The 11,514-nt window shown below is 63.5% G+C and carries 12 protein-coding genes; 1 reads left to right on the top strand and 11 read right to left on the bottom strand.

What is annotated here, in order from left to right; genetic code table 11:
• Positions 1–4 precede the first annotated feature (4 nt).
• The gene (locus RQG77_RS04810) at positions 5–367 is read right to left on the bottom strand and encodes a helix-turn-helix domain-containing protein (protein WP_311243684.1); all 363 of its coding nucleotides are present in this window, start codon (positions 365–367) and stop codon (positions 5–7) included.
• 87 nt (positions 368–454) lie between these two features.
• Here RQG77_RS04810 and RQG77_RS04805 point away from each other — a divergent pair, with 87 nt between their 5' ends.
• Positions 455–856 carry a nuclear transport factor 2 family protein gene (locus RQG77_RS04805; protein WP_311243683.1) on the top strand — a complete coding sequence of 134 codons (402 nt, stop codon included), beginning with the start codon at positions 455–457 and terminating at the stop codon, positions 854–856.
• Positions 857–965: 109 nt separating this feature from the next.
• Here RQG77_RS04805 and RQG77_RS04800 read toward each other — a convergent pair whose 3' ends face one another.
• The 10 genes from RQG77_RS04800 to RQG77_RS04755 all read right to left on the bottom strand — a co-directional run bounded on the left by RQG77_RS04800 (position 966) and on the right by RQG77_RS04755 (position 11,399).
• Positions 966–2,360: an FAD-binding oxidoreductase gene (locus RQG77_RS04800; protein ID WP_311243682.1), complete on the bottom strand. Its 1,395-nt coding sequence runs from the start codon at positions 2,358–2,360 to the stop codon at positions 966–968.
• Positions 2,360–2,785 (bottom strand): cupin domain-containing protein, encoded by a 426-nt coding sequence (locus RQG77_RS04795; RefSeq protein ID WP_311243681.1) that lies wholly within the window; start codon positions 2,783–2,785, stop codon positions 2,360–2,362. Before RQG77_RS04795 ends, RQG77_RS04800 begins: the two co-directional genes overlap by 1 nt.
• Positions 2,786–3,074: 289 nt before the next feature.
• Positions 3,075–3,731 carry an aminotransferase class III-fold pyridoxal phosphate-dependent enzyme gene (locus tag RQG77_RS04790; RefSeq protein WP_311243680.1) on the bottom strand — a complete coding sequence of 219 codons (657 nt, stop codon included), beginning with the start codon at positions 3,729–3,731 and terminating at the stop codon, positions 3,075–3,077.
• Positions 3,732–4,061: 330 nt separating this feature from the next.
• Positions 4,062–4,301, bottom strand: a complete 240-nt coding sequence (locus RQG77_RS04785; protein WP_311243679.1) for a hypothetical protein — start codon at positions 4,299–4,301, stop codon at positions 4,062–4,064.
• A 140-nt stretch (positions 4,302–4,441) separates the two neighbouring features.
• The gene (locus tag RQG77_RS04780) at positions 4,442–5,188 is read right to left on the bottom strand and encodes an NAD(P)-binding domain-containing protein (RefSeq protein WP_311243678.1); all 747 of its coding nucleotides are present in this window, start codon (positions 5,186–5,188) and stop codon (positions 4,442–4,444) included.
• Positions 5,189–5,477: 289 nt separating this feature from the next.
• Positions 5,478–7,196, bottom strand: a complete 1,719-nt coding sequence (locus RQG77_RS04775; RefSeq protein WP_311243677.1) for an MGH1-like glycoside hydrolase domain-containing protein — start codon at positions 7,194–7,196, stop codon at positions 5,478–5,480.
• Between the two features lie 32 nt (positions 7,197–7,228).
• A complete protein-coding gene (locus RQG77_RS04770; protein ID WP_311243676.1) occupies positions 7,229–8,041 on the bottom strand; it encodes a carbohydrate ABC transporter permease in 813 nt (270 codons plus the stop codon).
• Positions 8,038–8,904, bottom strand: coding sequence for a sugar ABC transporter permease (locus tag RQG77_RS04765; RefSeq protein ID WP_311243675.1), 867 nt, complete (start codon positions 8,902–8,904; stop codon positions 8,038–8,040). The genes RQG77_RS04770 and RQG77_RS04765 overlap by 4 nt, the downstream gene beginning before the upstream one ends.
• A 166-nt stretch (positions 8,905–9,070) precedes the next feature.
• Complete coding sequence (locus RQG77_RS04760; RefSeq protein WP_311243674.1) at positions 9,071–10,312, bottom strand: extracellular solute-binding protein; 1,242 nt, start codon at positions 10,310–10,312, stop codon at positions 9,071–9,073.
• An 85-nt stretch (positions 10,313–10,397) separates the two neighbouring features.
• The gene (locus RQG77_RS04755; protein ID WP_311243673.1) at positions 10,398–11,399 is read right to left on the bottom strand and encodes a LacI family DNA-binding transcriptional regulator; all 1,002 of its coding nucleotides are present in this window, start codon (positions 11,397–11,399) and stop codon (positions 10,398–10,400) included.
• Positions 11,400–11,514 lie beyond the last annotated feature (115 nt).

Below are 11,514 nucleotides of genomic sequence, written 5' to 3'. Positions count from 1 at the left end.
CCTCCTACCGCAGGTCGTACGCCTCGCGCGCCACGAGCACCTCCTCGATGTGCTGTTCAGCCCAACGTCCGAGCGCCGTCAACGGCTCGCGGAGCGTGAGCCCCAGGGGCGTCAGGTCGTACTCGACGCGGGGCGGCATCTCGTCATAGGCCGTGCGCGTGAGAAGGCCATCGCGCTCCAGATCGCGAAGGGTCTCGGCGAGCACCTTCGCGCTGATGCCGCCGACGCGGTCTCGGATCGTTCCGAATCGCGCCGGCCCCTCGCTCAAGGCGATCACGATCATCGCGGTCCACTTGTTGGCTACCCGCGCCAACGATGTGCGTGAAGGACACGTCGCCAGCATCACATTCCAGACCGGATCAGCCATGGGGCAAACTCATTTCCTTAGTTACGTTGAGGTAACAGGTTACCATATGTAACTATAGACACATACCGCTCAACTGAAGGAGAGATCATGACTGACACCACCCCCGCCGGCATCGCCGCCACCTACTTCGGCGCACTCGCCCAGGGCGACATCCCCACCGTGATGGCGCAGTTCAGCCCCGACGTCGTCTGGCACCAGCCAGGCGCACACCAGTTCTCGGGTGTGCACACGGGCGTCGACGGAGTGGGCGCACTCCTCGGCGGAATGATGGAGACGACCGCAGGGACCTTCGCGCTCGTCGTCACCGGACCCGCGATGGTCAACGGTGAGATGGTTGCACTTCCCGTGCGCTTCTCGGGCACTCACGGCGACGCCTCGATGGACATGGCGGGCGTCGACCTGCTCACGGTTCGTGACGGAAAGATCATCGCCGTCCACCTCTTCTCCGAAGACGGCACCAGCGAAGACGCCTTCTGGGGTCAGCGCTGATCCACCTCACAACCCGGGCTTCGACCCGCAAGCGTGTAGGACACGAATGGCCGGTCATCGTCGAGCAGTTGCTCGTCGATGACCGGCCATTCGGTTCGGTGGCGTCGTCTCAGCCCGCGGTCATCCCCGCGCGGGCGACACTGTGCCCGTGCCGGAGGAGTCCCTGCGGATCGTATCTGTGGACCAGTCCGACGAGTCGTTCATAGGTGACGTCGTCGAAGGCACGGCGTCGATCCGCTTCGTCCTTCACCGCTCCGTGCACGTTGAGGATCGTCTCGCCCGTACTCCACGGGTCCATGGCGAGGGTGGCGGCATCCACCACGGCATGCACGGCGACGGAAGCTTCGGGAAGGTCCAGTCCGACGACCTGAAGATTGAAGGCCGCATCGCGCCCAGAGATGGCAGCGGCGTGCTCGGGGATCCGCGCGAATGCGCCCTGCTGGTGTCGGAGATCCCACAGCAGCATGGGCACCCGCACATCGGCTCCGACGATCGACAACAATGCGTCGGCCGTCTGCGCGGTCACCTCCCGCAACAGCGTCCCGCGCAGATAGAAGGGGATGGGCTCAGGCGGGTCGCCATGGATCGCATCGAGGTTCGTGACGGGGATCATGCTCACGTGATCGATGAGCGCGGGGGCGACCGCCCTCATCGGCGCGAGCATCTCGTCGCCGGCACCGACCTCACCCAGGTAACACACGCGCAGATGAGCGATCACCCTGCCGCGCAGAGGCTCGGGCACCGCGGGGCTCGCCGGCATCCAGATCATCGCGAGCGAGGTGCACATCTCATCGGGGATCGATTGCGTCCACTCGCCGTAAGCGATCAGGATGTCGCGCATGTGCGCTCCGTCGAAGTAGATTCCGCCACCGTAGAACTCGGTGACGGCCACGAGCTCGACCGTGATGCGGGTGACGACACCGAGGTTGCCGCCGCCGCCGCGCAGACCCCAGAACAGGTCGGGCTCGCTGTGCGCGTCGACATGGCGAACCTCACCGTCCATCGTCACGACTTCGAGCGCGTGCACCTGATCAACCCCCATGCCGAAGGCCCGCCCCATGATCGAGAGACCGCCGCCGAGGGAGTATCCCACGACGCCGACATCTGTGGAGGAACCCGCCAGCGGAGCGAGACCGAGGGGTGCGGCCGCCTCCAGCACCGCGCGCCAACGAACACCGGCGCCGACCGTGATCAGATGCCGCTCAGGATCGATCTCCAGGGAGTCGAGCCGGCGCACGCTGACCATGATCCCCTCCGTGAAGGACGTGTATCCGTGTCCTGTCGAATGCACACCGACGGCGATTCCGTGTGCCGTCGCAAAGCGCACCGTCGCCTGGACGTCAGCGACGCTCTCTGCGCACACCACCGCGAACGGAGTATGAACCACCGAGGTGTTGAACGTGGCGAGTTCCTCATCGAAACCGGACTCGCCGCGCAGGATCACCGCACCGGTGAGCACACCGGCGAGTTCAGAGACCTCGCCGGTCGAAGGAGTACCACTCATCATGACACCGCGGGGTTCTGTCGCACGATGGCACGGGCCTCGTCCTCATCCATCGGAGGCCCGATGATCGGAGTCTCGAGTTCGACGCTCAGTTTCATCAACAGATCCATGTCGAGCGTTCCCTCCCCCTCTTCCGGTAGACGCAGCTCTTCGGCGATCGGCGCGCTGCGCTCGATCAACGACAGGAAATTGTCGGCATTGTGAACCAACAGCACCTTCGTCGCTCCGTCGCTCGTGACGCGGGTGGTGTACGCGACCCCGTGCGGCAACGACACGTAGTTCCCGGGTCGGGCCACAAGTGTTCGCTCCCCCGACCGCACAGCCATTTCGCCCTCGAGCAGGTAGAAGTCGTCGTTCAGCCGCGCATGCACATGCAATGGCGCCACCCCTCCGGGCGGGAAGGTCATCTCGATCACGGCCGGCACCCGCGGGGCCCCTTCGGGATTCCGCAGCACCACCAACGATCCGAGGAACCACCACGCCCGACTGTTCTCCGGTGTCGTCTGCAGCTGACGCTCATCCGCGAATTCGGCGGAGGGGTCGATTGAAGTCATGGCGTTCCTCTTTCATCGTCGAACGAGTCAACCCTCCGCATGCATCGGGAGAGATTCACGAAGGTCGCGCCGCCCCGGGAATGTCCCGAGGGGTGTACATAAATCTAAGGATGCGGAGAGTACCCCCGTGTCACCCTCCGGGGTACTCTCCGCGGGAATCTCATCCCTCGACGTCGCGCACGATCTCTTTGGTCGTCTCGATGAATGAGGCGATGTCGTCATCTGTCATCGGTAGGGAGAGCGAGAAGTCCCCGCGCGCGACGGGGAAGAACCCTCTGTTCGCGAGCTCGAGTGAGCACATCTGGGTGCGGTCGTCATCCAGATTTCGCCAGTAGTCGCGATGGGTGCGGATCTGCAAGCCATGCTCGTTCATGAAGCCGTACGCCAGGTGCGAGATGCCACGACCATAGATGCTGAAAGCGCTGCCTCGCGCCAGACTCCACTCGTTCAGCTCGTGCATCACCCGCCCCGCCATCGAGTTGAGCCGGTCGAACGCTGCGGCATCGAGTTGCTGCAAGGTGGCGATTCCCGCGGCGACAGAGATCTTGTGACCGTGGTGCGTACCCGAGATCGACACCAGGCCGCTGTCCAGAACCGACATCATCTCAGCTGACCCGCCGACGGCGCCGAGCGGGAATCCGCCCCCTACGATCTTGCCCATCACAGTCAAGTCGGGCGTCACACCGTATTCGGCCTGCAGGCATGATGGTCGAGTCGCGGAGGGGCTGTGTGATTCTCTGGCTGTTCTGCAGACCGGCACCAACTGCCGATGGACCTGGGCACAGTGGCTGAACACCACGCTTCCCGAGGAAGACATCCCGCGCGCCATCGAAGCGCTGCACGCCGGACGTCTCGACGAGGTGTTGCGCGACGCCAGCACGATGCCTGGGCGTGGCGGTCGTGATCGACATTCCGCGCGCCAGAGCCCGGCCGGGAGGCCCGGCCAGGCGCTGTCAGTAGAGCTCAGGGACGCTGCTCTTCTCGGGTTGTGCGCCGAAGGCTGCGGCGCCGCTGGACCACTGCGAGAGTGACCGCGGCCGCGAGGCATGCGGCGCCGCCAACGGCGTCAGCGATTCTTGGCATCGGGCATGTGGTCGACGGCGGAACACCACCCGCAGGCAAGGCATGCGGGTAGTCCGAGGAAGATTCAGTGCTGAATCAGTACCGGCGCATCCTCTTCTGTCGGCGCGGGTCGCCGCACGAAGAATGTCAACACGACTGCCGCGGTGGCCACGCACGCCCCGAGCAGGAAGGCTGCGTGCACGCCCGCGTTTGTTGATGCGACCTCGCTGGCACCGGCAGCGGCGGCATCCGCCGCCCCCACCGACATCAGAGTGATGAAGAGCGCCGTTCCTGCGGCTCCAGCGACCTGCTGGATCGTGCTCACAATGGCACTGCCATGCGAGTACAGCTTTCGATCCTGCGAGCTTCACCATCGCCTTCAAACGGTGCGCGGGAGTGCCACCATCGGCCTTTCGAGAGGCGTCTCGTCGACGGCCAAAGCGGCGACCAGTAAGAAAGAGGGACTCAGAACTCTCGAGCTGCCACATCCGGCCGATGCGAAGCTGCCAGGAACTCCCGCAACCGATCCGCAGGGAGCGGGGCGCCAGGATCCTTCAGATAGTCCTCGTAGCCGCCGGCAAAGTAGATCCCGGTGTATGCGCCAGACTCGGGCTCGAATCTCCACGACTCCGCCAGGGAGCCTGCGTCTACCGTGTCGAAACCCAGAGCTTCCACGACCTCCCTCGACGCGCGCTTGGCCTCGTCATCGTCACCTGCGACCGGCAACGCTGTGCGAGGTGTCGAGTGCGCAAGCAGCGGGATGTGGTGCGCCACGATGTTGTTGAACGCTTTCACGATGGTCGACTCGGGCAGCAGCGACTGTTCGTACTCGGCAGTCGTTGTGGACAAGGAGTCCAACGCCTCTATCCGACCTTCACGGAAGGGGTAGTAGTTGCCGGTCGAGAGGATGAGGCGACCGCGGAGCGCTTCTAGCGGAAGTGCCTCGTACGCTCCTAGGGGCACCGCGAGGACGACGAGATCGCCGAACTGGGCCGCTTCCGCAGCCGTAACTGCTTTCGCTTTCGGACCGAGCTCGTCGACCAGTTCTTTCAGCGACTCGGGGCCGCGAGAGTTACCAATCAGCACATCGATCCCACCCGCGACTGCGAGTCGAGCGACCTCTGCACCTATTGCGCCACTACCGATGATGCCGATCTTCGTCACTGGTGGATCCTTTGCTTGTGGTGCTGACGCGGCGGGACCGCGCCTCAATGAACGTGCCGGCGACGGCGCACATGTGCGACCTCACTCGCTTTCGAGCACATCAGTCCGGCGAACAGCCTGCCGCCCCGAGCCTAGACGTGGACACTGGGCACAGGCAGCGTCCCGTTCGATAGGCGTAATTTCTTGGCGGTATGGCGTGGTATCCACCACTCGCCCGCCGAGGTGCACCGGTGTGGCTTTGGACACCCAGAAGCCACGCGCTCCATCGGCAAGAAGACAACCCGCCGCCGCAACCACGTGGCCGCGGACGGCCTGCGATGGCAGGGGTATCACGCTGTCAGGAGGATTCCCTGACTGTCGTATCATGGGCGAAGACGAGGTACACGCTTGCTGTCCATGTGTACGCGCGATCCCGCAATCCCTCCCCCGTGACAGCGTCGAAGTTCTCGGCGAATCCCGACGCTTCGCACAGCGCTCGGAATCGTGCGCTGACCGTATCCGCGAGGGCTACATAGCCACCCCGACGCAGGCCCTCTTCGATGATCATGGTGGATGGCGCCCAGATCGGTCCGCGCCAGTAGCCGTCGGTTTGATAGTCAGGGTCGTCAGGTCGTTGAGTTGCGGGGCCCCATGCGGTGAGGTGGCCTTCGATGGCTTTGGCGAGAGTGGCGGCAACATTCGTGGGCAGGACGTCCGCGGCGAGAATCGGCAGCAGGTTGAGCAGGCTGGTTCTCTTGCTGATGCGGCCCGACAGGGCGCCGACGGCGAAGAAGCCTTCATCGTCGCGCAGGTGCCGGAGCAGTGCGTCCCACACGCGGCCACGTTCGCGGTCCCATCGCTGCTGTTCGTCGCTGCCCAGTTCCTCTGCAAGGCTGGCGAGAACGCCCAGTTGGATGACGAGGAATGCCGCAAGGTCGGGCGCCTCGATGACACGGTCTGTGTCGAAGGTCGTGGAGTTGTCCCAGCCGCTGTCATTTCCGTGCTGGTAGTAGGGCAGGTCATGGCCGGGGATGATCCGATAGTCGAGCCAGAATCGCGTCCACTTTGACAACCGCTCGTAGATATCGCTCAGCTCGTCTATGGTCAGTTCCCGTGGCAGCCGCTCGCGGAGGCGGGTCAACGCCCATCCGTGAATTGGCGGCTTTACGAAGTTGTACAAGACTTCCGAGTGCGTGACGGAGTCAGGCATGGCTCCGCTGAGATCTTGATGATCGAAGGGGGTCAAGAACTGATCGAGCGCGTGTTCGGCAAGTCCCGGTGCGACAGCCAGTGCATTGAAGGCGTGATCCCAGCTCCACACCTTGTCCATCCAGTGCTTCGACATGAGAATCGATTCGCGAAGGAGGAATCCTGCGGGTTCGACGGTTGCCGACCACAACACGTACGCCGCGCGCTCTACCGCTGGTGTCGCCTCCGTCCGCCATGCAGCAATCGCGTCGACATACGCGGTGAAGTCCGACGCAACCCGTTTCACTACGTCCGCGAAGGGCTCGAGGCTCACGTAGGGAGGATGCGCCGCGCCGATCTCCTCGACCGCGAGCTCCCATCCCTGGGTCCCGGAGGCGGTGAGCGAACGTGTTCCTGCTCCGAGTGCTTCTGAACCGTCCGGGGCCAGCTTCCCCTTCAACGAGGTTACGCGGTACCGGCGGCCGGATTCATACGAGGTGAAGACGTATGCCCTGTCTATCGGATCTTGGAAGAAGTAGGTGCCGGTGAAAGGTGTGAGCTCGTCCACGGCGTCAGCGAGGGTCAGATCGACGCCGTCTCCGGTGAAGCGCACCGTCGTTGTCGATTCGAACGCCGCCCGGATGCTTGATCCGTCGCCGGACTCCCACACAAGAACGGACGGGTCAGCGTTGATCGTGGTCTCGATACGGCGTCCTTCTCGGGTAGGTACGAGCCGCAGAATCGCGTGCATACCGTTGAGGTGGGTGACGAGGTGCAGGTCTTCGGCGCGTCGATGGAGTCCAATGACCGGTGAGATGTCGAGCCAGGATCCACGTCGGCTGAACGGTACGTCGCGCACGTCGACAGACGGCAAAGTGAAGGAAGGCAAAGGGTGGACCTTTCGATGAAGACGGGAGAGGGTCAATCTTTGACGGCGCCGGCAGTAACGCCGGCTGCGACGTAGCGCTGCGCGACGATGAGCAGGATGGCGGCCGGGACGGAGGCAACGACGGCGGTGGCCATGATGGCGTTCCAGTCCTGAGTGTTGTTGCCTATGTAGCGGTAGATGCCGATGGTGATGGGCTGCAGGTCCGCTCCCCGGTTCAGGGTCGAAGCGAAGATGAAGTCCGACCACGCCCAGAGGAAGGTGAAGAGCGAGACCGTGACGACTGAGTTGCGGCTGACGGGCAGGATAATCGAGCGGAAGGTGCGCCACGCGCTCGCGCCGTCGATCTTCGCGGCCGCCATCAACTCATCGGGGATTCCCGACATGAACGCGGTGAAGATGAGGACTCCGAACGGGACGGCAAGGGTGGAGTCGGCGAGGATCAGCCCCGGAATGGTGTTGAGGATGCCCCAGTTGTAGAAGATGAGGTAGAACCCCATGGCCATGATGATGCCGGGGATCATCTGGGCGATGAGCAGGATGAAGTCGATGGTGGTTCGGCCTCGCGGGCGCAGCTTGGCCAGGGCAAAGGCCGCGGGGGCGGACAGCACCAGGGTGAGCAGGACCGTCCCTAGACCGATGATCAGGCTGGTTCCCAGGTAGGGCAGCTGATCGGCGAAGACTCTCGCGTAGCCCGCGAAGGTCGGGTCGACGGGGAAGAGATCCGGCGGATCTTTTCGCAAGTTCTCCGGCTGCGTGAGCGAGACGTTCACCATCCAGTAGAGGGGGAACAGCATGATGACGGTGAGGACGACGCCGACGGCGGTGGACAGCAGGCGCTTGATCATGACTGCTCCATTCGGCGCTGTGCGCGGATATAGACGAGTCCGAAAACGAACGCGAGAATGATCAGCAGGTTTCCTACTGCTGCGGCCGGGCTGAGGTCTGGCGAACCGCCACCGAATCCCAATCGATACGACCAGATGGAGAACGTCGTGGAGGAGTCCCCAGGGCCGCCTCTCGTCATGATCCAGATGATGTCGAACACTTTCAACGTGTAGACCAGGCCGAGCAGGATCGTGATCGCGGAGACAGGTCGTAGGAGCGGGAAGGTGATCTTCCAGAACGTCTGCCACCCGTTCGCGCCGTCGAGCGATGCGGCCTCGTATAGATCCCCCGGAATGTTCTGCAGACCGCTGTAGAGGATCACGAGGTTGAACGGGATACCGATCCAGATGTTCGCGATGAGGACGGAAACCAGCGACCACTGCGGAGACGTCAGCCAATTGACCTGCTGCAGCCCAAAGGCTTCCAGAGCGGCGTTGACAATGCCGGACTCACTGTTCAGCATCCATGCCCAGATGGAGGCCGACACCAACAGCGGCAGCAGCCACGGGATGAGGAACAGCGCGCGGAGCGTGGCAGACAGAGGGAACTTACGGAAGAAGAACACTGCCAGTGCCAGACCAATCGCGAACTGCACGAGAATCGAGCCGAACGTGAAGATGGCGGTGTTGATCAGCGAGGGTGTGAAGGTCGAGCTGGTGAGCACCTCGATGTAGTTGTCGAACCACACGAATGGAGCATCACCGGTGATGAACGACCCTAGGGTGTAGTCGCGGAAGCTGAGATCGAGGTTGCGCCACAACGGCAACGCATAGAACACCGCGAGGTACACGATCACGGGCGCGAGGAACGCCCATGCGGTCAACTGTGAGCGTCGGTACGCACGCTTTCGGAGTTGCTCCGAGGAGAGCGCGCGTATCGGGCGCTGCACGTTCCCCTCGAACCAGGGGGGCGTGCCCGCACGCCTGCGCGAACCTGTCCGTGTCGATGACATGTCAGTACTGCTTTCGTTTCGGCGTGCGGGCGGGATGTTACGGAAGCTTCGACGCGGCGTCGGTCTGCGCCTTCGCCAGAGCATCTGCCGGTGTTGAGGCGCCACTCAGCGAGTTCTGCACTGCGGTGAACAGTTGCTCCGAGATGATCGGGTAGGCCGTTCCCAGGTTGTCGGCTGTCCGCGGCTTGGCGTCACCGACTGCGGTGATCCACCCCTCGAGTGTCGGATCCGCCTCGAGCTGGGCAGCCTGCCCCTCCGCCGTCGGAGCGACATAGCCGAGAGCATCCGCGCCCGTGTTGCCATCGGTGAGGCACTCGACGATCTTCACCGACGTGGCGTAGCGGGCGGTGTCCTTCTGGATCGGGATGGTGATGAACTCGCCCCCGGTCGGGGCCGCGGCGACGTCTCCATCGATTCCGGGGACCTGCATCGAAAGGTAGCCAGCTTCATCAGCCGCTCCCTTGAACCACGATCCGTTTTCTGCGAACGCATATTCACCCGTGAGGAACTCGTCCCAGCTGGTGCCCTGGGTGTTCTGCAGCACCGAGTTTGGTGCGAGACCATCCTTGACCCAGTTCGTCCACAGCTCGAGCGACGCAACAGCCTCGGGCGAGTCGAGCTGTGTCAGGTCACCGCCGGCGCCCCAGAACCAGGGCAGGAACTGGAAGGATCCTTCCTCGGTTCCCACAGCCGAGAACGTGATGCCCTTCTTGCCAGCCGCGACCACCTTCGTCAGCGCATCGGTCAGCGATGCGAAGTCTGTCACGGAGGCGATGTCGACGCCCGCCGCCTCAAGGACAGCCGGGTTGTAGTAGAGACCCAGCGTGTTCGCGCCGACAGGCACACCGTAGACGTCACCGTCGAGTTCGCCCGCGGAGAGGATGTTCTTCTCGATGTTCGAGACGTCCAGGCCGTTGTCGGCCGTCGTGGTCAGGAGCCCGGCTTCAGCGAGCGTAGATACCTTCGGGTTGTCGACCAGCGCGATGTCAGGCAGGTTGGGCGCTGCCGTGGTGAGATCCTTCACGGTGTCGCCAGTGTTCCCGGCGTTACGATCAATGGTGATGTCCAGGTCAGCCGCGCAGGCGTCAATGACCTTCGCCCAGTCCGACGACGCGTCACGATCCGGGTACGGATCCCACAGCGTGTATGTGTCTGACGAGGGGGCGTCCGTGCCCCCACCGTCGTCGCTACCGGAGCAGCCGGCGAGCATGCCGACAGCGACTGCTCCGACGGCGAGGGCGGCGAGAACGCGGCCGCGGGATGAGGTGTTGATGTTCACTGTATTCCTCCTTGAATGTGATGAAACTACTTGCCGTCGAACCGGTTCGACGCGTGGCCAAAAATTGCCCTTTCAGGCACATCGGCTACGCGGAGCTGCCCCGGTTCGTGATCTCGGGCTCGATGAACTTCACGACTTGTGGTGCATAGTCGGGTTCGTTGATTCGTCGAACGAGATGTTGGACCGCTTCGCGGCCCAATTGATCGGGCGACGTCTCCACCGCGGTGTACGGCAGGAGGAACGTGCGGCCGAAGTCTCGGGAGTACAAGCTGACGACCGATAGGTCGTGGGGAACGCTGACGCCGCGGTCACGCAGGACCGCGGGCAGGGCGGCGATGGATGCATCGTTGTGGACGATGAGGGCGGTCGCCTCGGGGCGGGTGTCGAGGATCGCGTTGAGGCTGCGCTCGATGGCCGGCTGCTGAGATTCACCGTAGTGCGGAAAGAGCCGGAGACCGTATCGGCCCGCGCGTTCGAGGGCAGCATCCCGGAAACGCCATGCGTATGCTCCGCCGCGCTCGAAGACGTGACGCGGCGGCGACACGAGCACGATGTTGTGATGCCCGAGCCCATAGAGGTGGTCGACCAGGAGTCGCGCTGCTTCTCCGAAATCGAGGTCGAACACATCGAGGCCCTCGGTGTCGCGCGGAAGACCCACCAGCGCGCCGGGCTGCCTGGCCTCGCGGAGAGCTGTGAGGCGGGGATCATCGTGCGTGACGTCGAGGAGGATCACACCATCGACCATGTTCGACGACGTGATGCGCGCCACAGCGCCGGGACCATCGTCATCGGTGACCATCAGAATGTCGTAGCCGAGAGCGCGTGCGGCATCGGAGATCGCCAGGATGTACTGCAGCATCGCTGGCGGGAACTCGTCTTCGTGAAACTGGAGCAGGAGACCGATGACCATCGTCTGTGACGTCGCAAGGGCTCGCGCGCCCGCGTTCACGGTGAAGCCCAGGCTGCGAATGGCCTCTTCGATCCGTTCGCGGGTCTCCCGAGAGATGGGGCGATTGCCGGAGAGAGCATAGGACACAGTGCTGCGGGATACTCCCGCAGCCTTTGCTACGTCGCCGATTGTCGGCATGCTCTCCACCCCTTTCTTCATCGAACCGGTTCGACAATCATATGACGGTGGAGGGAAGAAAGCAAGGCGGCCTGTAGTCGAATTTGGCGGCATCGACCACGATTCATTATGCCCA

It is taken from the genome of Microbacterium sp. WCS2018Hpa-23, from assembly GCF_031843845.1.
GTDB lineage: Bacteria > Actinomycetota > Actinomycetes > Actinomycetales > Microbacteriaceae > Microbacterium.
Note: the sequence above shows the minus strand (reverse complement) of the source record. Positions and strands in the feature narration are given on the sequence as shown.

Bases quoted from the DNA above. Each gene is read 5' to 3' on its own strand.
- RQG77_RS04800 (WP_311243682.1), bottom strand. From the start codon at position 2,360: ATGAGTGGTACTCCTTCGACCGGCGAGGTCTCTGAACTCGCCGGTGTG.
- RQG77_RS04755 (WP_311243673.1), bottom strand. From the start codon at position 11,399: ATGCCGACAATCGGCGACGTAGCAAAGGCTGCGGGAGTATCCCGCAGC.
- RQG77_RS04810 (WP_311243684.1), bottom strand. From the start codon at position 367: ATGGCTGATCCGGTCTGGAATGTGATGCTGGCGACGTGTCCTTCACGC.
- RQG77_RS04770 (WP_311243676.1), bottom strand. From the start codon at position 8,041: ATGATCAAGCGCCTGCTGTCCACCGCCGTCGGCGTCGTCCTCACCGTC.
- RQG77_RS04790 (WP_311243680.1), bottom strand. From the start codon at position 3,731: ATGTCTTCCTCGGGAAGCGTGGTGTTCAGCCACTGTGCCCAGGTCCAT.
- RQG77_RS04805 (WP_311243683.1), top strand. From the start codon at position 455: ATGACTGACACCACCCCCGCCGGCATCGCCGCCACCTACTTCGGCGCA.